The sequence below is a fragment of the Thermus aquaticus genome (assembly GCF_001280255.1).
GTDB lineage: Bacteria > Deinococcota > Deinococci > Deinococcales > Thermaceae > Thermus > Thermus aquaticus.
On sequence record NZ_LHCI01000106.1, the window covers coordinates 1,615,585 to 1,634,566 of the forward strand.

Consider the following 18,982-nt stretch of genomic DNA (forward strand, 5'->3'; position numbering starts at 1 on the left):
GGCAGTTACGCGGCCCTGGCTAGCCGCTTCACCAACAATCGTAGCATGCCCAGATAGACCCAGGCCTCGCTTACCCGAGGGTTCTCCTCATAGTCCTTGGCAAGACGCCGGTTCCGCCCCAGCCAGGCAAAGGTCCTCTCCACCACCCACCTCTTAGGTAAAGGCTTGAACCCACGCTCCCGCGGAATCTCCGGCACCTCCGCCCCCTCCCGCACCCAGACCCCCCGTACCCCCGCGTAGGGACGGGCCACCACCTCCAGCTCCAAACCCAGGGAAGAAGCCGTCTCCTTGAGGCCCCGGTACCCCCAGTCCACGAAAAGCTTCCGCACCCGTGGCCACAAGGAGAGGCCCATCCCCGCCAGCAAGGCCCGCCCACCCCACTTGTCATGCTCATTGGCCGGGTGGACAAAGACCTTCAGGAGGCGGCCCCCCGTGTCCGTTAGGATCTGGCGCTTTCTCCCTTTGACCTTTTTCGCCCCATCGTTTCCCCGGGGCCCCCTTTTTCCGTCGTTTTCACCGACTGACTGTCCATGACCAGGGCGCTGGGGGAAGCGGGTCTCCCTTCTCGCTCCCGGTCCCGGCGGACCAGGGCTTGCACCGCTTTCTCCCACACCCCCTCCTTCTGCCACCGGCGAAAGTAGTGGTAGACGGTGGACCAGTGGGGCAGGTCATGGGGCATGGCTCGCCAGGGGATGCCGTTCTTCAGGACGTAAAGGATGGCGTTCATGATCTCTCTTCTGGACACCTTGGCGGGCCGGCCGCCGGGCTTGGGGGCGGGGATGAGGGGCTCCAGGAGGGCCCACTCCTCGTCGGTTAGGTCGCTGGGGTAACATCGTCTAAGAGGCACCCTTCAAGGATACCACCCTTTTACGACAGCCTCTAACATCCACCTATTTGACCATGGTCCGCAGGCGGACCTCCACCTTTTGGCCGGGTCTCAGCTCCGGCAGTACCCAACGGGCGTGCGTGTACTCCTTGGGGTCCACTTCCACCTCCTTTTCCACCTCCTTTCCGTTTTCCACCACCCGGACCCGCTTCTTCAGGGGTGGCAGACCGAAGGTCTTGCTCCCGTCAAAGCTGAACTCCGGGCGGATGGTGGCGTTACCTAGCCGCAAGGGGGCCGCCGTCCCATCCAGGTAGAAGGTCTCCTTGGGGATGGGGATAACCAGGGCCACCTGGCGCAAGGTCTCCTTACCCCGGTTCTCCGCCACCAGGCGCCACTCCAGGGTGTCTCCAGGGGCTACCGCCAGGGCCTCCTCCAAGACTTCCTTGCCCTCCTTGACCACCACCTTCTGGGCCTTTAGGTCCAGGAGGAGGGTTTGGGCCAGAGCCAAACCCAGGGCCAGGAGGAAGGCCAGAAAGACGGTCAGCGGTTTGCGGTTTCTCAAGGTTCCCACCTCCCGCACACATCGTAGGGGTAGGGCTGTGAAAACCGCGTGAAAGCGCTTTTGACCAGGCCCTCCTCCCCCAGTCACGCGAAGAAGGGGAACCGGCTGGTTCCCCTTCTGCAACAGAAAGGCTCAGTAGGGCAAGGGCCAGGTGCGGAAGTAGTTGCGCACCCGTCCCCAAAGCCCCACCAAACCCAGGGGCTCGAGGATCAAGAAGGCCAGGATCAGGAGACCAAAGAGCACGTTGCGCCAGGCCGCCAGGGCGGCGGCGTACTGGGGCCCTAGGGCGCCCACGTAGCTATTGAGGACCTCGGGAATGAGGAGCACAAAAAAGGCCCCCAAGATGGCCCCCAGAACCGTGCCCGCCCCGCCCACGATGACCATGGCTAGGTACTGGATGCTCACGGAAAGGGGGAAGTACTCCGGGGTCACCGCCTTGTAGAGCTGGGCCAGAAGCCCCCCGGCCACCCCGGCGTAGAAGGCGGAGAGGGCGAAGGCGAAGAGCTTCACCCGCGTCAGGTTCACCCCAGCCACCCGGGCGGAGAGGTCGTTGTCCCGCACCGCCATGAAGGCCCGCCCGGTTCGGGTCATGAGTAGGCGCTTGCCGTAAAAGAAAAGGGGTAGAAGGAAGAGGAGGACCAGGTACCAGAGCCTTTCCGGGGAGTCCAAGGGGATGCCGAAGAGTTCCGCCGGGGGCAGGGTACGACCCCGAATCCCCCCGGTGACCGCTTCCCAGTTCTTGAACACATAGTCCGCCAAGAACTGGAAGGCCAAGGTGGCGATGGCCAGGTACACCCCCTTGATGCGGAGCGCCGGAAGGCCGAGGAGGAGGCCCAGGAGGGCGGCTATCCCCCCGCCGAGGAGGATGCCCAGGGGGGCCAGGGGCCCCGCCAGGTGGCTGGCGGCGTAGGCCCCCACCCCCATGAAGGCGGCGTGCCCCAAGGAGATCTGGCCCGCCCCGCCCACCAGAAGGTGAAGCCCCAGGGCGGAAAGGGCCCCGATGGCCACCAGGGTGGCCACGTACATGGGGTAGGGGCCCAGGAGAAAGGGCAGGAAGAGGAGGAGAAGGAGGAGGGCAAAGAGGCCAAGCCGCCCCAGGGGAGTGCTGGCGTAGGCCTCGTCCTCCCGGTAGGTCTCCCGGACCGTCCGGGCGTAGCGGCGGCTGAAGGCGTCGGTGAGGCGCTTGGAGAGGGCGTACACCTTAGACCTCCTGGACCTCGAGGACCGCCTCCAGCCTTCCCTCCCCCTCCAGGTAGCGTATGGGAAGGGTAACCTCCACCCGCCCCCCTTCGCCGTAGAGGGCCTGGATGGCGGCGGCGTAGCGGGCCTCCACCACCTGGCGGCGGACCTTGCGGGTGCGGGTAACCTCCTCGTCGTCGGGGTGGAGTTCCTTGGGCAGGATGGCGAAGCGGCGGATCCTGAGCTTTTCGGGCAGGGTCTGGTTCACCATGCGAATCTCCTCGGCGATGAGGGCCCGGACCTCGGGGCGCTCCGTGAGGGAGAGGTAGGTGGTGAAGGGGATGCCCCGCTTGCGGGCCCAGTTCTGCACGTTCTCTGGGTCCAGCTCCACGAGGGCGGTGACGAAGGGCCTGCCGTGGCCCAGAACCACGGCCTCGCGGATGTAGGGGGAGTACTTGAGCCGGTTTTCCAGGAACTGCGGGGCGAAGCGGGTGCCGTCCAAAAGGGCCCCTACCTCCTTCACCCGGCCCAGGATGACCAGGTGCCCCCGTTCGTCAAAGAAGCCCGCGTCCCCGGTGCGGAAGAAGCCGTCCTGGGTGAAGCTCTCCCGGGTGGCCGCCTCCTGCCGGAAGTAGCCCTGGAAGACCTGGGGGCCCCGGACCTGGATCTCCCCCTCCTCGCTGAGGCGCACCTCGGTGCCGGGGAGGGGCGGGCCCACGGTCTCGGGAGGGGCGTCCCCGGTGGTGTGGGCGGTGGTGGCGGCGGCGGTCTCCGACTGGCCGTAGACCTGGCGGATGTCCAGCCCCAGGGCGCGGAAGAAGGTGAAGACCTCGGGGCCTAAAGGGGCCCCCCCGGTCACGGCGATGCGGCAAGCGGCGAGGCCCAGCCTCGCCCTGAGGGGCCTGGCGATCAGGGGGTAGAAGAGGGCCCGCTTGAGGTCCAGCCAAAGGCCCACCTTCTCGCCGCGGAACTCCCGGTTAGCCCCTTCCAGGAGGGCCCCCATGCCCACCCGGTAGAAGAAGGCCTTGAGGAAGTCCGCATCGGCCATCCGGCTTTGGATGAGGCTCGCCATGTCCTCCCAGAGCCTGGGCGGGGCCAGGAAGAAGTCGGGTTGCACCTCCTTGAGGTCCTCCCTCAGGGTGGTGGGGTCCTCGGGGAAGTGGACGGTGGAGCCCTCCACCAGGCTCTGGACCACGGTGAGCATCTGCTCCCCGATCCAGGGGAGGGGCAGGTAGCTGAATACCCAGGCCCCCTTCTGGAACCCCAGGGCCTGGGCTAAAGCCCTGTGCCCGGCCAGGAGGTTGGCGTGGGAGAGCATGGCCAGCTTGCTCCGCCCCGTAGTCCCCGAGGTGGGGGCGAGGAGGGCGGTCTCCTCGGGGCGCCGCTTTCCCATGGCCTCCTCCCCTACCCGCCTATCCCCCAGAGCCTCGCTGAAGCGGCGGACCTTCCCCCCGAAGTGGCGGCTCATCCCCGCCTCCTCCCACACCAGGACGAAGTCCACCAGGTGCAGGTGGGGGTAGACCTTGTCCAGCTGCTCCTCGTCCGAGACCACGATGCCCCTGGCCCCGGTGAACTCCAGGAAGTAGCCCACCTCCTCGGGCATGGCATCGGCGTAGATGCCCATGGGCAGGGCCCCCAGGGCCTGGGCGGCGAGCTCGGCCTCCACCCACTCCGGAGCGTTGTGGCCCAGGATGGCCAGGACCTCCCCTTCCTTTAGGCCCATGGCGGCCAAGCCCCCCGCCAGGCTCAGGACCCGGTCCAGGAGGTCTTCCCAGGAGGTCTTTTGCCAGATGCCAAGCCTCTTTACCCGCAAGGCGGCGGCTTTGGGCCGCTCTTTGGCGTGGTTCACCAGGTGCTCTAAAAGCGTTCCCCGCATACTCACCCCTGGCCCAGGTAGGCCTCCACCACCCGGGGGTCCTGGCGCACCCCGGAAGGGGGCCCGTAGTAGAGGACCTCGCCGTAGGAGAGGACCAGAACCCGGTCGGAAAGCTCCAGGACCGCCCTCAGGTCGTGCTCCACCCAGAGGAGGGTCACCCCCCACTCCTCCCGGGCGTCCAGGAGGAAGCGGGCCAGGTCCTGCTTCTCCTCCAGGGAAAGCCCCGCCATGGGCTCGTCCAGGAGGAGGAGTTTTGGCTTTCCCGCCAGGGCCCGGGCCACCTCCACCCGCTTCTGCAGGCCGTAGGGGAGGAGGCCGGCGGGGGCGTGGCGGTAGGGGGAGAGGTGGAGGTAGTCCAGGACCTCCTCGGCCCAGGCGCGAAGGCGCCACTCCCTTTCCGCCTTTGGGAGGGCCATAGGGTAGGTTTCCAGGGCCAGCTCCGCCCCCAGCTTCACGTTGTCCAAGACGCTCATGCCACGGAAGATCTCCAGCCCCTGGAAGGTGCGCCCAAGCCCCATCCGGGCGCGCTCCTGGGGGGACTTCCCCCTTAGGCTTTGGCCTAGGAAGACGACCTCGCCCCGCTCGGGCTCGTAGACCCCGGAGAGGACGTTTAAAAGCGTGGTCTTCCCCGCCCCGTTGGGGCCGATGACGGCGAAGAACTCCCCTGGGCTCACGGAAAACTCCACTCCGGCCAGGGCCTTGACGCCCTTGAAGGCGAGGTGGAGGTTCTTGACTTCCAGAATCATCTTCATACCCTTGTTTCCTGTTTCCTTCGCCCCAACGTGCCTGGTAACTTCCCCAGGAACCTTTTGCTAGGGCCCCCAGCGTGGGGTGGCATCACACCCACCGCTTCCTTCGCCGGTAGCGCCGGGCCTGGCGGAAGCCCACCTCCTCCTTACCCAGGTAGAACTCCATCACGTCCTGGTCCTCCGCCGCCGCCTTGGCCTCCCCCTCAAAGACCACCCGCCCCCGCTCCAGCACATAGACCCGGTCCACGATGGAGAGAGCGGCCCGGGCGTTCTGCTCCACCAAGAGGAGGCTTAGGCCCTTCTCCCGCCTCAGGGCGTCCAGCGTGGCCATGACCTCCGCCACCAGCCTGGGGGCCAGGCCCAAGGAGGGCTCGTCCACCACCAGGAGCTTGGGCCGGGTGAGGAGGGCCATGCCCAGAAGGAGCATCTGCTGCTCCCCCCCAGAGAGGTAGCCCGCCTGCTCGTGGCGGCGCTCGTAGAGGCGGGGAAAGCGGGCGAAGACCTCCTCCATGCCCTCCTTGAGCTCCCTCGGGGAGAGGCGGTGCCCCGCCGCCACCAGGTTCTCCACCGGGGTCAGGTAGCGGAAAAGGGGGCGGCCCTCGAGGACGGCGGTCAGGCCCAGGGCCGAGATCCGCACCGGGTCCAGGTGGGTGGCCTCCCGGCCCATGAGGCGGACGTGCCCGTCCAGGACCCGCCCCTCAAACTTGGGCAGGAGGCCGGCAATGGCCCGCACCAAGGAACTCTTCCCCGCCCCGTTGGGGCCTAAAAGGGCCACGGCCTCCCCTTCCCGCACCTCCAGGGAAACCCCGTCCAGGGCCAGGATCACGCCCCGATACACCACCTTGAGGTTCTCCACGGAAAGCATCACACCCTCTCAATCTGCCGCTCGCCGAAAAGGCCATAAGGACGCGCCAGGAGCACAAGGAGCACCACCACGAAGGGCAGGGCCTCGGTGAAGCCGGGCAGGATGGGCTCCAGGTAGCGCTGGGAGAGGGCCTCGAGGGCCCCCAGCAAAAACCCCGCCACCAGGGCCCCCCCACGGAGTCCAGACCCCCCAGGATGGCCACCGGGAAGACCTTGAGGCCCAGGAAGACCAGGTTGTGCCCCACCCCGCTGGCCACGGCCAACAGGGCCCCCGCCAGGGTGGCGAGGAGGGCGGAAACCCCCCAGACCCCGGCCAGGATGCGGGCCGTGGGGATGCCTAGGGCCAACGCCGCCACCTCCCGCTCGGAGATGGCCCGCACCAGGACGCCGTACCGGCTACGCCGGAGGAGGAAAAGAAGGAGAAGCCCAAGGGGCACGGCCAGGAGCAGGTTCCACACCGCCCGGGAGGGCACGAAGACCTCCCCCATGGCGAAGCCCAGGTCGGGAAGGCTCCCGGGCAGGTACTTGAGGTCGGGGCCCCAGAGGAGCTGTACCCCGCCGTCCAGGGCCGCCGCCAGGCCGATGGTGGCCATGATGACCGCCACCACGTTCCTGCCCAGGAGGGGACGGACAAACCCCCGCTCCACCAGAAGGCCGAAGAGGAAGGCCAGGGGAAGGGCGGCCAGAATGGCCAGGGGAAGGGGCAGGAAGAGGGCGAAGGTGTAGGTGAGGTAGGCCCCCACCAGGAGAAACTCCCCGATGGCGAAGTTGACCACGCTGGTGGCCCGGTAAACCAGGACGAAGCCCAAGGCCAGGAGGCCGTAAAGAGCCCCGTTGGCCAGGCCGCCGATGAGATAGGGCAAGAGGTCGGACACAGGAGCCTCCTAAAGGCCCCGGGCCAGCCCGCGCCAGCCCGGGGCCCAAGCGGGCCTAGGCCAGCTTGATCCAGTCGGTGATGGCGTTGAAGCGCCCGTCCTTGACGCTGGCCCGGTAGAGCTTGGTGTAGGGGATGCGGTGGTCCACGAACTGGAAGCCCCGGGTGAGGCCCAGGGCGTTGTAGTCCCCTATCTTCTCCAGGTACTCCACCAGCCCGGCCCGGGAGAGCTTCCCCGCCTGGGCCGCCCGGCGCATGGCCTCGGCGACGGCCAGGACCACGGCCAGGCTCCCCATGTAGTAGGTGGGCCGGTAGGAGGTGTCCCGGCCCTTCCGCTGCCGGAACTTGCGCATCTCGTCCACGGCGGGGACCAGGGCCTCGTACCAGTAGGGGTTGTGGTAGGTGACGGTGAAGCCATCGGCGGCGGGCCCCGCCCGCTGGATGAGGACCAGCTCGGCGGAGTAGTAGGTGCCCATGAACTGGGCCTTGAGGCCCTGCTCGCGGGCGGCGCGCAGGATCAAGGGCTCCACGGAAAGGGCGTAACCCTGGAGGATGACGAAGTCGGGGTTGGCCCGGCGCAGGTTCAGGACCACGGGGGTGGCGTCGGTGAAGGCCGGGGGCGTGACCTCCTCGTGAACCACCTCCATGCCCAGGGCCTTGGCCCGCTCCTTGGCGTAGGGGATGGGGTCGCGGCCGAACTCGGTGTTGGAGTAGACCAGGGCGATCCTGGCCTTGCCCTTCTGCAGGCGCACTTGACGCAGAAGGGCCTCCATCATGTCGTTGTAGGTGGGGCCAAAGACGAAGATGGTGGGGTAGGTCTTGGGGTCGGCCAGCTCGCTGGCGAAGCTGGTGGCCGAGTAGGGCAGGCCCAGGCGGGCGATCTCCGGGGCCAGGGCCTTGGAGAGGCCGGTGGAGTCCCCGTAGACGAAGAGGAGCTCGTCCGGCCGCTCCCGGGCGAGGACGCGGTTAAAGGCCGCCGTGCCCCTGGCTACGTCGTAGCCCGTGTCCTCCACGATGAGCTCCAGCTTCCGCCCGGCGATCCCCCCCAGCACCTCGTTCACGTAGTCCGCGCCGTCCACAAACCCTTCCCGCCCGGCGTTGCCGGCGAAGGCGAAGGGACCGGTGAGGGGCAGAAGCAGCGCCATCTTCACCGGCCTGGCCTGAGCCCTGGCCAGGTAGGGCATGCCCAAAGCCGCCAAGGAACCCACACCCACCTTCTTTAGAAACTCTCTGCGCTTCATGCTCATTCACCTCCTTAGGTTTGCAGGCAAGATACCACGCCCGCTTCCGGGGCGCAAGGGGGCGTATCATGGGGGCATGGCCCAGTGGAAGGTGGTGATGCTCTTCCTGGCCCTTTGGGGAGGGGGTCTAGCCCAGACCCTGGTAGAGGTGACGGCGGTGGCGGCGGTGGCCTCGAGCCTGGACCCCGCCATCCGCCTGCCCCAGGGGAGCTACAAGGCGAGAAGCCCGGAGCCCATCCTGGCCCGCTTTCCCGAGGCCAGGGGCTACGCCCTGGAGGTCTATGCCGCCAAAGGCCTGGCAAGCCGCCTCCACGCCGCCTTCGTCCAGCAGATCCTCACGGCCTTCGCCGCCGCGGGCTACTTCGTGGAGGCGCAGGAGGAGAAGGTGGTGGACGGGGAGGTCCGGACCAAGTACCTGCTCAAGGACGGCCTGGGCCGGCCCGCCCTGCTCCTCGTGGTGCGGAAGGGGGAGGAGTTGGTGTACGCCTTTGGCAAGCGTAAGTGATACAAATCACGATGTTTCTCGCTTGTGCAAGAAGTCTCCGCTAACCGAAAGCCCTCAGGACAGCCCTTCCCCTATCTCCCGAGGCGTCTCTTCGGGGGAGGTCGGCGGCAAGGAGCCAGGCCAGCACCCGGCCCGCCATCCTGGGAAGGCCCGCTCCCTCAAGAAGGAGGGCCATCTCCTCCAATCGGTGAGATTGCGGTCTACAAAAAAGGGTGGAGTCCCGAGGCCAACTTGCTAAGTAGCTACCTTCGGTACGCCCTTTTGGGGCCCCCACGCTGGCTTGCGCCAGCGTGGGGTGGTATTAGAGCTCCGCCAGGTCCACCCGTTCCAGCACGGGCAACGCCCTCAGGGCCTCGAGGACCTCCGGGGCGGGCTTCTGGTCCACGGTGAGGACGAACAGGGCCCGCCCCCCGGGCACGTCCCGGCCCAACTGCATCCCGGCGATGTTGACCCCGGCCTCGCCCAGGAGGGTTCCCACTTGGCCCACCACCCCCGGGCGGTCGTAGTTGACGCAGACCAGCATGTACCCCTCGGGCACCACCTCCAGGGAGTAGTCGTCAATGCCCACCAAGCGGGGCTTGCCTCCGATGACCACCCCCCGGGCCCGGCGGGTCTCCTGGTCGGTGGTGAGGCGCACCTCCAGGAGCCTGGTGTACTCTCCCGCCTCCTCCTGCCTCTGGGTGACGAGGCGGATGCCCCGCTCCTTCAGGAGGGGCCTGGCGGAGACCAGGTTCACGGCCTCGGGCCCCAGGACCCGGGAGAGGAGGCCCTTGGCCACGGCGCTGGCCACGGGCTCGGGGTCCTTCTCGTACTGGCCCAGAAAGGCCACCTCCAAAACCTGGGGCCGCCCCCGGGTGATCTGGGCCAGGAGCCTGCCCAGGGCCTCGCCCAGGGGGAGGAAGCCCCGTAGGGCCTGAAGGGCCTCGGGGTCAAAGCCGGTGTTCAGGGCGTAGGAGAGGTCCCCCTCCAGGGTGCGCACCACCCTCTCCAGGATGGCCTCCCCCACCCGCTCCTGGGCCTCGAGGGTGTTGGCCCCCAGGTGGGCGGTGAGGACCACCCGGGGGTGCTTCAGGAGGGGATGGTCCTTGGGCGGGGGCTCCTCGGAGAAGACGTCCAGGCCGGCGGCGAAGAGGTGCCCCTCCTCCAACACCTCCAGAAGGGCCTTCTCGTCCACGATGCCGCCCCGGGCGGCGTTCACCACCACCGCCCCACGGGGAAGGAGGTAGAGCTCCCGGCGGCCGATCATCCCCCGGGTCTCCTCGGTCAGGGGGGTGTGCACGGTGAGGAAGTGGCTCTGGCGGAGGAGGTCCTCCAGGTGCTCCAGAAGCTCCACCCCCAGGCTCTCGGCCCGGGTCCTGGGGATGTAAGGATCGTAGGCCAGGACCCGCATCTCAAAGCCCTTGGCGAAGCGGGCCACCTGGCCGCCGATGCGGCCCAAGCCCACGATGCCCAGGGTCTTGCCCTTAAGCTCCAGGCCCAGGAACTTGCGGTCCCACTCCCCGGCGCGGATCTTGCGGTCGGAGAGGGCGATGCCCCGGGCGGCCGAGAGGAGGAGGCCGAAGGCCAGCTCGGCGGCCGAGCGGGTGTTGGCCTCGGGGACGTTGACCACCAGGATGCCCAGGCGGCTCGCCGCCTCCAGGTCCACGTTGTCCACCCCCACCCCGCCCCGGCCCACCACCTTGAGGCGCTTGCCCCGCTTTAAGAGCTCGGCGTCCACCTGGGTGCGGCTTCGGGTAATGAGGGCATCGTAGGCGGGGATGATCTCCAGAAGCTCCTCGCGGCCGATGCCTGGGCGGTAGTCCAGGAGGACCCCGGGGTACTTGACCTCTCCCAGGCGCATCTCGTCGGAAACCAGAACCCGCCACATATGCCCCTGACCCTAGCACGAAAAAGCCCTCCTGGGCAAGGCCCTTGGCTTCCGTCCAAAGCCGGGTAGACCGGCAGACATGGGGCGCTGGTTCCTTTAGCCGGGGCTCTTCCTCCTGGCCCTTTGGGCCATCGCCCATCTCTACCCCCTTCTCTACGTCTTTCTGGCCTTCACCCTGGCGGCGGCCCTGGACCCGGCGGTCCGCTTCCTAAACCGCCTCCTCCCCTACCCCAGCGCCGTCATCGCCGCCTATCTGGCCGTCTTCGGCCTCCTCTTCCAAAGGCCCTCCAAGGCCTCCAGGTAGGCCTCCGCCGCCAGGAGGAAGTAGAGGCGCTTCTGCCAGGGGTGGCGGGCCCCCTCCGCCAGCTCCAGACCCTTGCGCATGTTCTCCATGCCCCGGAAAAAGGTCCGGAAGGCCTGGGCCAGCGGCTCGGCCTCCAGGTCCTGGGCCACCCTCTGGCGGTGGACCACGGCCTTTTCGTCCTGAAGGGGCCTGCGGAAGATGGCCTCCAGGCCCATCCCCCCGTGAGGGGCGAAGAGGGCGGCTTCCAGCTCGTCCAGGTGGAGGTCCTGGAAGTGGGCGGGGACGCCCCTTTCCCTTCCTCCACGGGCCCCTCCGGGCCGAGGAGGCTTGGCCTTTCTGCCGTTCTCTCCACGGGTCCCTCCCAAGCAAAAACCCCTACCGGAAACCCGGTAGGAGTCATCAGCCCGAAGCGGGCGGTTAGGGCGGACTCCATCGCCCTAAGGGCATTCTAGCCCACCGAGATGAGAAAAGGGGTGGGCCCGCTACCCGCTACCCGGCCTCTCCCCGGGCCAGGGCCCGCGAGACGGCCAGGGCCAGAAGCCCCCCCAGGAAAGGGCCGGGGAGGTAAACCAAGGCCCCGCCCAGGTCCCCGAGGAGGAGGGCCGGGCCCGCCCAGCGGGCGGGGTTGAAGGCGCCCCCAGAAAGGGAGGCCAGGGCGAGGACGAGGAGGGTCACCGTGAGGCCGATGGCCACCCCCGCCAGAGGGTGCCTGGTCCGCACCACCATGAGGATGACGAGGACCAGGAAGAAGGCCCCCAGGACCTCGGCGGCCAGTCCCCTGCCCCAGTCGGAGGAGGTGGGAAGCCCCTTGGCCAGGACCCCCGGGTAGAGAAAGGCGGCCATCCCCGAGGCGCTGAGGCTCCCCAAAAGCTGGGCCAGCCAGTAGGCGAGAAGCTCCCTGGCCTTCAGGGCCCCCTCTAGGAAGAAGACCAGGCTCACCGCCGGGTTGAAGTGGGCCCCGGAAACACCCCCCAGGGCCACCACCATGACCAGGATGGCCAGGCCGCTGGCCAGCGCCGGGACCAGAGGCCCCTCCCCCCAGGCTAGGCTCCCCAGGCTGGCCTGGAGGAGAGCGAAGGTGCCCAGAAACTCGGCCAAGGCGCGGGACCAGAGGGAAGGAGCCATCTTCGTTCACCCCCTTCAATGTAAAGCCCTTGCCCTCTTCAATGTAAAGTCCTTCGGTCAGAGGGCGGTCAGGGCCAGGCGAAAACCCCCGGGGCTCCCCGGGGGAAAGGAAGGAGGAGGGCTGGCTAGGCCCAGGCGTCCGCGGGGTGGCGCATCCCCACGGGCCTAGTCTTGAGAATCTCCAAGGCCTCCTCTTCGGACATAACCGGGTTCTGGTAGCGGATGCCCAGGGCCTCGCCCATGAGGCGGAAGATGTGGGTGTTGTCCATGAGGCCGAGCTGGAGGAAGCGGAGCCCCTGCCCGTAGAGGAGGGCGATCACCGGGCTTGCCGTGTGCTGGCCCGAGCTCCAGCCGATGTTGGGCCGGTCGGGCTTGCTGGCGTTCCGCTGGACCATGGCCCAGGACATGGTGTTGGCGGGCTGGATGCCGTAGCGGACGCCGTCGGGGCGGTAGACCTTCTTGGTGAGGGCCTCCACCACCATCTGGGCTTCCTCGTCGGTGAGGCTGACCCCCTTCATGGCCCGGTAGGCCTCCTTGACCTGGGCGGCGTCGGGGTTACTCCCCAGGACCCTCTGCATGTGCTCAAAGCTGGCCTTCTGGCCCTCGAGGAGGTCTATCCCCGCCGAGCCCTCTAGGTAGCTCCGCCCCGCCCCGTAGAGGGCTCCCACCCCGGTGGCGTGGTCGGAGACCAGGATGAGGAGGGTGTCCGGGTGCTGGTCTACGAAAGCGGTGAGGAGCTCCAGGGCCTCGTCCGCGGCCAGGACGTCCCAAAGGGTGGCGGCGGGGTCGTTGAGGTGGTTGGAGTGGTCAATCCGGCCCGCCTCCACCTGCAGGACGAAGCCGTTGCGGTAGGAGGCCAGCCGGGGCAGGGCGGCTTGGACCATCTCCTTGAGGCTCGGGACCTTCACCCCCTGGAAGCGCCGGTCCACCTCGTAGGGCACGTGGCTGTCCGAGAAAACCCCCAGGAGCCTGGAGGCGTTGCTGGCCCTAAGCTCCTCCGGGGTGCGCGCCACGCCGTACCCCGCCTTCTGGAACGCCCCGTAGAGGTCCTTCTTGTCGGGGCGCCTCTCGGGGTTGAAGAAGCGGTCCCCGCCTCCCAGGTAGACCTCGGCCCCGAAGGCCAGGTACTGCTCGGCGATCTCGTTCTCCGCGTTGCGGTCCTTGTTGGAGATGACGAAGCTGGCCGGGGTGGCGTGGGTGACCGTGGTGGTGGTCACCAGGCCCACCGCCTTCCCCGCCTCCTTGGCGGCGGCGAAGAAGGGCTTCAAGGGAGTGCCGTCCGCGTGGACCGCCAGCCCCCCGTTCACCGTCTTCACCCCGCAGGAGAAGGCGTTGCCCGCGGCGCTGGACTCGGTGACGTAGCTGGTGAGGCTATAGGTGTTGATGAGGCCACTCGGGTAGCGGGTGAGAAGGCGCTCCAGGTGCAGGGTGCGGCCCAGGCGCCTCCTGGCGTAGGCCTGGGCGATGGCGTAGTCCTCCCAGGAGAAGCCATCGTAGACGAAGACGATCAGGTTCCGGTACCTGCGGCCTAGGGCGGGCGCGTTCTGGGGGGCGCCTTGGGCCAGGCCCTTGGGGGCGAGGCTGAGGCTTCCCAGAAGCGCCGCCGTCTTGAGGAGGTCCCTCCTTTTCATCCCCATCACCTCCACGGGTCATTGGAGCACACCTCTGTCAGAGGCCGGTCAGGGCCAGCTGGAGGTGGTCCTTTAGGGCGATGCCCGCGAGGCCGTGCTTGGCCATGAGGGCCTCGAGGTCCCGCCTGCGCTCCTCCAGGTTGGCCCCGTAACTCTGGTTCTCCCCGTGGACCCGCACCCCCACGTTGGGCCCCGGCAGGTAGCGGAAGGGAAGCCCGGCCCGGTAGGCCCTAAGCCAGAGGTCCCAGTCCCAGTAGTGGCCCATCTGGGGGTCCAGCCCCCCGAGGTCATGGAGGGCCTTGCGGGAAAGGGCGGTCCCCGAGGCCAGGATGCGGTTGTCCTTTAGGAGCCAGGGGCCCAGGGGGCCGGGCTCGTAGGGGATGTCCCGGCTGGGGGTCAGGAAGAGGCCCCCGGAGTAGGCCACCCCCGCGCCCCCCTTGAGGGCCCGGGCCACCCGGTAGAGGTAGGCGGGATCCAGGAGAAGGTCGTCGTCGTCCAGGAAGAGGACCAGATCCCCCTGGGCCACCTCCAGAGCCCGTAGCCTGGCCGCCACCTGCCCCCTTCCCCCGGACCAGACCCCCTTGAGGCGGGGATCTCCCAGGGCTTCCACCACCCCAAGGCCCTCCCCGTCCCCGTCCTCGGCCACCACGGCCTCAAAGGCGGGGTAGGTCTGGCGGAGGAGGCTCAGGAGGGCCCCGCGGAGGAGGTGGGGCCGGTTCCTGGTGGGGATGACCACGCTAAGGGTGGGCCCCATGCCGGTAGCTGGGGGAAAGCCTGGCCTCGTCCGTGAGGTCCAGGCGAAGAGGGGTGAGGCTCACGAAGCCCTGCTCCACCGCCCAGCGGTCCGTGCCCTCCTCGGCCTCCCTGAGGGGCCTCGCCGCGAACCAGTAGACCTTCCGGCCCATGGGGTCGGTCTCGGGGACCACCAGGCCCTCGTAGTGGCGCACGGACTGCCGGGTCCAGAGCATGCCCTTGGGGGTGAGGGGGAGGTTTACGTTGACCAAAAAGGGCGCCTCGAGACTGAGGAGGACCTCCAGGACGTCCTCTATCCAGGGCTTTAGGGCGGCGAAGTCGGGCTCCTCCCCGTTCATGGGCACGCTGAAGGCGGCCGCCGAGGCCCCCAGGAGGAAGCCCTGCTTGGCGGCGGCCACGGTGCCGGAGTGCCAGATCTCGTTCCCCAGGTTGCTCCCCAGGTTGACCCCGGAGAGGACCAGGTCCACGGGGCCCAGGAGGTGCATTCCCAAGGCCACGCAGTCCGCCGGGGTCCCCCGCACCCGGTAGGCGGGGAAGGGGGCGGGATGGGGGTAGGCCCTGAGGGGGTGGGCGATGGAGATGGCGTGCCCGGCCCCGCTCTGCTCCGCGTCGGGAGCGCTCACCACCACCTCCCCGAAGCGGCTCGCCGCCTCCGCCAGGGCCCAGAGGCCGGGGCTGTAGATGCCGTCGTCGTTGCTGACCAGGATTTTCCGCATGGCCCGAGGCTACAGGGCCTCCGTCAGGGTTTGGTCAAGAAACCCCTCCAGCCAGCGCAGGGAAGGGGTGGGGTCCCCCCGGACCTCTAGGACCAGGGTGGCCTCTAGGAAGTGCCCCAGCCAGTCCTCGTGGTGGGCGAGGCCCCGCCCCAGGTTCCAGTGCCGGTCGTAGGCCCCGTCGTGGTCGTTCAGGTGCAGGTGGTCCGGGGCCAGGGCCAGCCAGGGCCCGGGAAGGGGGGTGCGGCTGAAGACCTGGGCGTGGCTGGCGTCAAAGCAGAAGCCCAGCTCGGGGAGGGCCTCGAGGACCACCTTGAGGGAAGCGGGGTCAGGCTCGTGGGTGTTCTCCAGGAAGAGGGCCATCCCCAGGGCCCGGGCCCGGCGCACCACGGGCCTCAGGGCCTCGGCGAAAAGGGGGGCCCGCTCCAGGGCCTCCTCCGGGGTGCGGCCCGTGGGGATGCCGGAGTGCAGCACCGCCCGGTCGGCCCCCAGCTCCACCGCCCGCTCCAGGCCGAAGAGGAGGCGCCTTAAGGTGAGGCCCGCCACCTCGGGGTCTGGAGAAAGGAGGTCCAGGTTCCAGAAGGGCAGGTGGACGGAGAGGGGGAGGCGGAGGCGGGGCGCATTCCAAAAGAGCTCGTCGTCCTCCAGCACCTCCGGGTCCAGGTAGGCCTCGGCCCCAAGGCCCAGGGCCTCCAACCGGGGGGCCATGGCCTTGAGGTCCTGCACGTTGAGGCTCAGGCGAAGGTCCATGGGCGGATGGTAGCCCCCCGCCGTCAGGGGAAGGTCAAGGGTGGGATGACGCTTTTCTGACAAAGGCGTGGAAGGATGCCCTTGATGGTTAGGGCATCCCCCTCTAGCGCGCGGGCCCGGGCGCACAGGCGCAAGGAAGAGGCCTGGGCCCTGGGCCTCGTCCTCCCCGCCATCGGGCTCTTCTTCCTCTTCTACGTGGTGCCCTTGGGCCAGGCGGTGTGGCTTTCCCTTCACCAGGAGGACCTCTTCGGCCGGGACCTCCGCTATAGCGGGCTGGAAAACTACCGCCAGGTGCTGGCCGACCCCGCCTTTTGGAAAAGCGTGAGGACCACGCTCCTCTTCGCCCTCATGGTGGTGCCCCTGGAGCTCCTCCTGGGCCTTCTGGCGGCCCTTCTGGTCTGGCGCCCTTACCCTGGGGTGGCCTTCTTCCGCACCCTCTTTTTCCTCACCACCGCCGTGCCCACCGCCGTGGCCGCCGTGGCCTGGGGCTGGTTCCTCCACCCCGTGGGCGGCTACCTCAACCACGCCCTTAAGGCCCTCGGCCTCTCCCCCCAGCCCTGGCTGACCAGCCCCGAGCTGGCCCTCCCCACCCTGGCCGTGGTCACCGCCTGGGCCGGGGTGGGCTTCACCGCCATCCTCCTCACGGCGGGGCTCCAGAACATCCCCGAGGAGGTCCTGGAGGCCGCCAGCGTGGACGGGGCCGGGCCCTGGACCCGGTTCTGGCGGGTGGTCCTCCCCCTCCTCTCCCCTACCCTCTTCCTGGTGGGCCTCCTGGTCCTCCTGAAAAGCCTCACCGCCTTCGGCCAGATCCACCTCCTCACCAGAGGCGGACCCATGGAGAGCACCACGGTCTGGATCTACCGGGTCTACCAGGACGCCTTCTTCAACTTCCGCTTCGCCTACGCCGCCTCCGAGGGGCTTCTCCTCTTCCTCTTCCTGGTGGTCCTGGCCGCCTTGCAGTTCCGGCTACTGGGAAGGAGGGTGCACTATGCGTAAGCGCTGGCCCACCTACCTCCTGGCCTCCCTTTACGCCTTCCTCCTCACCCTTCCCCTTCTCGTCCTCCTCTCGGCCAGCCTCCGGGCCCCGGAGGACCTCTTCACCCCCGGCCTCCTGCCCCCCAGGGTGAGCCTCGAGGGCTACCGGGCCGCCCTCACCGACTACCCCCTGTGGCGCTACCTGGGCAACAGCCTCCTGGTGGCCACGCTAACCACCCTTGGGGTCCTCTTCACCAGCCTCCTCGCAGGCTACGCCCTGGCTCGCATCCCCTTCCGGGGCCAGAGGGCCCTCTTCGGCCTGGCGGTGGCCCTCCTCCTGGTCCCCGGCGAGGTCACCTTCCTCCCCCTTTACCTCCTCGTGAACCGGCTGGACTGGTTGGACACCTACCAGGCCCTAATCCTCCCCTTCGCCGCAAGCCCCCTGGGGGTCTTCCTCCTCCGCCAGTACATCAAGACCATCCCCGAGGACTACTTTGACGCCGCCCGGATAGACGGGGCAGGCCACCTGGGCCTCATCCGCCACGTGGCCCTGCCCCTCGCCGCCCCCGCCTTAGGGGCCTTGGCCGCCCTCACCTTCATCGGCACCTGGAACATGTACCTCTGGCCCCTGGTGGTGACCCAGTCCAAGGAGATGCAGACCGCCCAGATCGCCATCAACTTCATCCTGAACGAGGCGGACGCCGTGGCCCGGTGGAACGTGGTGGCCGCGGCCAGCTTCCTGGTGCTCCTGCCCACCCTTTTGGCCTTCCTGCTCGCCCAAAGGGCCTTCGTCAAGGGGATCGCCCTGGGCGGGCTGAAGGGATAGGAGGTCGGTATGCGGAAGCCTTTAACGGTAGGTCTAGCGGCGCTGGTCCTTGGCACGGCCCTGGGCCAGAAGGTGCAGATCACCTTCTGGCACTCCATGGGCGGGGTCCTGGGGGAGGCCACGGAGGCCCTGGTCAAGGAGTTCAACGCCAGCCAGAGCAGGTACGAGGTCAAAAGCCAGTACGTGGGAAGCTACGACGACGGCATCAACAAGCTCCTGGCGGCCCTGAGGGCGGGCCGGGGCTACCCCCACGTGATCCAGGTCTACGACATCGGGGCCCGGATCATGGCGGACTCGGGCGCCGTGGTGCCCCTCGAGGACCTAGCCCGGCAGAAAGGCTTCAACCTGGACAGCTTCGTCCCCCAGACCCGGAGCTACTACACCGTGGAGGGCAAGCTCTACGGCCTCGCCTTCAACTCCTCCAACCCCCTCCTCTACTTCAACATGGCCGCCTTCCAGGAGGCGGGCCTGGCCTTCAAGCCCACCTGGAGCCTGAAGGACCTGGAGGAAGCGGCCAGGAAGCTCACCAAGAAGGACGCCTCCGGCAAGACGGTGCGCTACGGTCTCTCCATCCCCATTGACTCCTGGTTCGTGGAGCAGTTCTCCTACAACTCCGGCCAGTACTTCTGCAACAACGAGAACGGGCGCAAGGCCCGGGCCACGGCAGTGACCTTTGACAACGAGGCCGCGGCGGCCTTCCTGGACACCTACGCCCGGCTGGTGCGGGAAGGGGTGGCCGCCAACACGGGCAGGAACTGGAGCGACTCCCAAAGCCTCTTCTCCCAGGGCCAGGCGGCCATCGCCAGCTACTCCACCGCCAGCCTCACCGGGGTCCTGCGCCAGGTGGGGGGCCGCTTCCCCTTGCGCACCGCCTTCTTCCCCTACCTCAAGGAGCGGAACGGGGTGGCCATCGGCGGCGCCGCCCTCTACGTGCTGAAGGGCTTCCCGGCGGAGGAGACCGAGGCGGCCTGGGCCTTCGTGCGCTTCCTCTTGGAGCCCAAGACCCAGGCCAAGTGGCACATCGCCACGGGCTACTTCCCCGTGGTCAAGGGGGTGGACGGGATCCCCGAGGTGCGCCAGGCCCACGTGAAGAACCCCAACCTCACCACCGCCATCCAGCAGCTTTCCACCTCCAAGGTGAACAACATCTCCGCCGGGTGCCTCATGGGGAGTTTCCCCGAGATCCGCCAGTACGTGGCCGCGGCCTGGGAGGAGGTCCTGCGGGGCAGGCCCGCCAGGGAAGCCCTGGCCGAGGCCAAGGCCAAGGCCGACCAGGCCCTGGCCAGGTACAACGCCAGCGTAGGGCGCTAGGCCCTTTTGGGGCCCCCGCCGTGGCAAGAGCCACGGCGGGGTACTTAGCGT

Annotated in this window: 19 protein-coding genes, 1 pseudogene and 1 riboswitch; of the genes and pseudogenes, 4 read left to right on the forward strand and 16 right to left on the reverse strand. The window is 68.3% G+C overall.

Annotation, left to right across the window (positions count from 1 at the left end; genetic code table 11):
* Nucleotides 1–5: 5 nt before the first annotated feature.
* From BVI061214_RS12975 to BVI061214_RS09610, 8 genes and pseudogenes are all read right to left on the reverse strand, one after another.
* Nucleotides 6–847, reverse strand: a protein-coding gene (locus tag BVI061214_RS12975; protein WP_428843226.1) for an IS5 family transposase whose coding sequence is annotated in 2 segments (ribosomal slippage) — nucleotides 6–511 and nucleotides 511–847 — 843 coding nt in all. Because the reading frame shifts where the segments join, the coding sequence is not laid out codon by codon here.
* 43 nt (nucleotides 848–890) lie between these two features.
* Nucleotides 891–1,406 (reverse strand): hypothetical protein, encoded by a 516-nt coding sequence (locus BVI061214_RS09580; protein WP_248841752.1) that lies wholly within the window; start codon nucleotides 1,404–1,406, stop codon nucleotides 891–893.
* 114 nt (nucleotides 1,407–1,520) lie between these two features.
* Nucleotides 1,521–2,588 (reverse strand): branched-chain amino acid ABC transporter permease, encoded by a 1,068-nt coding sequence (locus BVI061214_RS09585; protein WP_053768197.1) that lies wholly within the window; start codon nucleotides 2,586–2,588, stop codon nucleotides 1,521–1,523.
* A 1-nt stretch (nucleotide 2,589) separates the two neighbouring features.
* The gene (locus tag BVI061214_RS09590) at nucleotides 2,590–4,443 is read right to left on the reverse strand and encodes an AMP-binding protein (RefSeq protein ID WP_053768198.1); all 1,854 of its coding nucleotides are present in this window, start codon (nucleotides 4,441–4,443) and stop codon (nucleotides 2,590–2,592) included.
* A gap of 2 nt (nucleotides 4,444–4,445) precedes the next feature.
* The gene (locus tag BVI061214_RS09595) at nucleotides 4,446–5,195 is read right to left on the reverse strand and encodes an ABC transporter ATP-binding protein (protein ID WP_053768199.1); all 750 of its coding nucleotides are present in this window, start codon (nucleotides 5,193–5,195) and stop codon (nucleotides 4,446–4,448) included.
* An 85-nt stretch (nucleotides 5,196–5,280) separates the two neighbouring features.
* A complete protein-coding gene (locus BVI061214_RS09600; protein WP_053768200.1) occupies nucleotides 5,281–6,057 on the reverse strand; it encodes an ABC transporter ATP-binding protein in 777 nt (258 codons plus the stop codon).
* Nucleotides 6,057–6,931, reverse strand: a pseudogene (locus BVI061214_RS09605) (branched-chain amino acid ABC transporter permease). The gene BVI061214_RS09600 and the pseudogene BVI061214_RS09605 overlap by 1 nt, the downstream one beginning before the upstream one ends.
* Nucleotides 6,932–6,986: 55 nt before the next feature.
* Nucleotides 6,987–8,171 carry an ABC transporter substrate-binding protein gene (locus BVI061214_RS09610; RefSeq protein ID WP_053768639.1) on the reverse strand — a complete coding sequence of 395 codons (1,185 nt, stop codon included), beginning with the start codon at nucleotides 8,169–8,171 and terminating at the stop codon, nucleotides 6,987–6,989.
* A 76-nt stretch (nucleotides 8,172–8,247) separates the two neighbouring features.
* On the opposite strand from BVI061214_RS09610, the gene BVI061214_RS09615 reads away from it, so the two are divergent.
* Nucleotides 8,248–8,676, forward strand: coding sequence for a hypothetical protein (locus BVI061214_RS09615; protein ID WP_053768201.1), 429 nt, complete (start codon nucleotides 8,248–8,250; stop codon nucleotides 8,674–8,676).
* A 40-nt stretch (nucleotides 8,677–8,716) separates the two neighbouring features.
* Here BVI061214_RS09615 and BVI061214_RS14065 read toward each other — a convergent pair whose 3' ends face one another.
* The 8 genes from BVI061214_RS14065 to BVI061214_RS09650 form a co-directional block, all read right to left on the reverse strand.
* Nucleotides 8,717–8,851 (reverse strand): hypothetical protein, encoded by a 135-nt coding sequence (locus BVI061214_RS14065; RefSeq protein ID WP_282953990.1) that lies wholly within the window; start codon nucleotides 8,849–8,851, stop codon nucleotides 8,717–8,719.
* A 126-nt stretch (nucleotides 8,852–8,977) separates the two neighbouring features.
* The gene (serA, locus tag BVI061214_RS09620; RefSeq protein ID WP_053768202.1) at nucleotides 8,978–10,543 is read right to left on the reverse strand and encodes a phosphoglycerate dehydrogenase; all 1,566 of its coding nucleotides are present in this window, start codon (nucleotides 10,541–10,543) and stop codon (nucleotides 8,978–8,980) included.
* 249 nt (nucleotides 10,544–10,792) lie between these two features.
* Nucleotides 10,793–11,212 carry a hypothetical protein gene (locus BVI061214_RS09625; protein WP_053768203.1) on the reverse strand — a complete coding sequence of 140 codons (420 nt, stop codon included), beginning with the start codon at nucleotides 11,210–11,212 and terminating at the stop codon, nucleotides 10,793–10,795.
* Between the two features lie 18 nt (nucleotides 11,213–11,230).
* Nucleotides 11,231–11,293, reverse strand: a riboswitch (Fluoride riboswitch).
* A gap of 43 nt (nucleotides 11,294–11,336) precedes the next feature.
* Nucleotides 11,337–11,972, reverse strand: coding sequence for an MIP/aquaporin family protein (locus BVI061214_RS09630; RefSeq protein ID WP_053768204.1), 636 nt, complete (start codon nucleotides 11,970–11,972; stop codon nucleotides 11,337–11,339).
* Between the two features lie 125 nt (nucleotides 11,973–12,097).
* Nucleotides 12,098–13,603 carry an alkaline phosphatase gene (locus BVI061214_RS09635; RefSeq protein WP_053768640.1) on the reverse strand — a complete coding sequence of 502 codons (1,506 nt, stop codon included), beginning with the start codon at nucleotides 13,601–13,603 and terminating at the stop codon, nucleotides 12,098–12,100.
* Nucleotides 13,604–13,640: 37 nt separating this feature from the next.
* Nucleotides 13,641–14,357, reverse strand: a complete 717-nt coding sequence (locus BVI061214_RS09640) for a glycosyltransferase family 2 protein (protein WP_053768205.1) — start codon at nucleotides 14,355–14,357, stop codon at nucleotides 13,641–13,643.
* Nucleotides 14,341–15,072 (reverse strand): 5'/3'-nucleotidase SurE, encoded by a 732-nt coding sequence (surE, locus tag BVI061214_RS09645; RefSeq protein ID WP_053768206.1) that lies wholly within the window; start codon nucleotides 15,070–15,072, stop codon nucleotides 14,341–14,343. The genes BVI061214_RS09640 and surE overlap by 17 nt, the downstream gene beginning before the upstream one ends.
* A 9-nt stretch (nucleotides 15,073–15,081) precedes the next feature.
* Nucleotides 15,082–15,819, reverse strand: a complete 738-nt coding sequence (locus BVI061214_RS09650; protein WP_053768641.1) for a sugar phosphate isomerase/epimerase family protein — start codon at nucleotides 15,817–15,819, stop codon at nucleotides 15,082–15,084.
* A gap of 84 nt (nucleotides 15,820–15,903) precedes the next feature.
* Between BVI061214_RS09650 and BVI061214_RS09655 the strand changes: the two genes are divergently transcribed.
* The 3 genes from BVI061214_RS09655 to BVI061214_RS09665 are packed head-to-tail and all read left to right on the forward strand — an operon-like array spanning nucleotide 15,904 to nucleotide 18,931.
* Nucleotides 15,904–16,815 carry a carbohydrate ABC transporter permease gene (locus tag BVI061214_RS09655; protein ID WP_053768642.1) on the forward strand — a complete coding sequence of 304 codons (912 nt, stop codon included), beginning with the start codon at nucleotides 15,904–15,906 and terminating at the stop codon, nucleotides 16,813–16,815.
* On the forward strand, nucleotides 16,808–17,620 hold the full coding sequence (locus BVI061214_RS09660; RefSeq protein WP_003045385.1) for a carbohydrate ABC transporter permease: 813 nt from the start codon (nucleotides 16,808–16,810) through the stop codon (nucleotides 17,618–17,620). The genes BVI061214_RS09655 and BVI061214_RS09660 overlap by 8 nt, the downstream gene beginning before the upstream one ends.
* A 9-nt stretch (nucleotides 17,621–17,629) precedes the next feature.
* Complete coding sequence (locus BVI061214_RS09665; protein ID WP_053768207.1) at nucleotides 17,630–18,931, forward strand: ABC transporter substrate-binding protein; 1,302 nt, start codon at nucleotides 17,630–17,632, stop codon at nucleotides 18,929–18,931.
* Nucleotides 18,932–18,982 lie beyond the last annotated feature (51 nt).

Coding starts and splice junctions, on each gene's coding strand:
- BVI061214_RS09640 (WP_053768205.1), bottom strand. CDS start 14,357: ATGGGGCCCACCCTTAGCGTGGTCATCCCCACCAGGAACCGGCCCCAC.
- BVI061214_RS09595 (WP_053768199.1), bottom strand. CDS start 5,195: ATGAAGATGATTCTGGAAGTCAAGAACCTCCACCTCGCCTTCAAGGGC.
- BVI061214_RS09630 (WP_053768204.1), bottom strand. CDS start 11,972: ATGGCTCCTTCCCTCTGGTCCCGCGCCTTGGCCGAGTTTCTGGGCACC.
- surE (WP_053768206.1), bottom strand. CDS start 15,072: ATGCGGAAAATCCTGGTCAGCAACGACGACGGCATCTACAGCCCCGGC.
- BVI061214_RS09590 (WP_053768198.1), bottom strand. CDS start 4,443: ATGCGGGGAACGCTTTTAGAGCACCTGGTGAACCACGCCAAAGAGCGG.
- BVI061214_RS09650 (WP_053768641.1), bottom strand. CDS start 15,819: ATGGACCTTCGCCTGAGCCTCAACGTGCAGGACCTCAAGGCCATGGCC.
- BVI061214_RS09610 (WP_053768639.1), bottom strand. CDS start 8,171: ATGAAGCGCAGAGAGTTTCTAAAGAAGGTGGGTGTGGGTTCCTTGGCG.
- BVI061214_RS09655 (WP_053768642.1), top strand. CDS start 15,904: ATGGTTAGGGCATCCCCCTCTAGCGCGCGGGCCCGGGCGCACAGGCGC.
- BVI061214_RS14065 (WP_282953990.1), bottom strand. CDS start 8,851: ATGGCCCTCCTTCTTGAGGGAGCGGGCCTTCCCAGGATGGCGGGCCGG.
- serA (WP_053768202.1), bottom strand. CDS start 10,543: ATGTGGCGGGTTCTGGTTTCCGACGAGATGCGCCTGGGAGAGGTCAAG.
- BVI061214_RS09615 (WP_053768201.1), top strand. CDS start 8,248: ATGGCCCAGTGGAAGGTGGTGATGCTCTTCCTGGCCCTTTGGGGAGGG.
- BVI061214_RS09600 (WP_053768200.1), bottom strand. CDS start 6,057: ATGCTTTCCGTGGAGAACCTCAAGGTGGTGTATCGGGGCGTGATCCTG.
- BVI061214_RS09665 (WP_053768207.1), top strand. CDS start 17,630: ATGCGGAAGCCTTTAACGGTAGGTCTAGCGGCGCTGGTCCTTGGCACG.
- BVI061214_RS09635 (WP_053768640.1), bottom strand. CDS start 13,603: ATGAAAAGGAGGGACCTCCTCAAGACGGCGGCGCTTCTGGGAAGCCTC.
- BVI061214_RS09660 (WP_003045385.1), top strand. CDS start 16,808: ATGCGTAAGCGCTGGCCCACCTACCTCCTGGCCTCCCTTTACGCCTTC.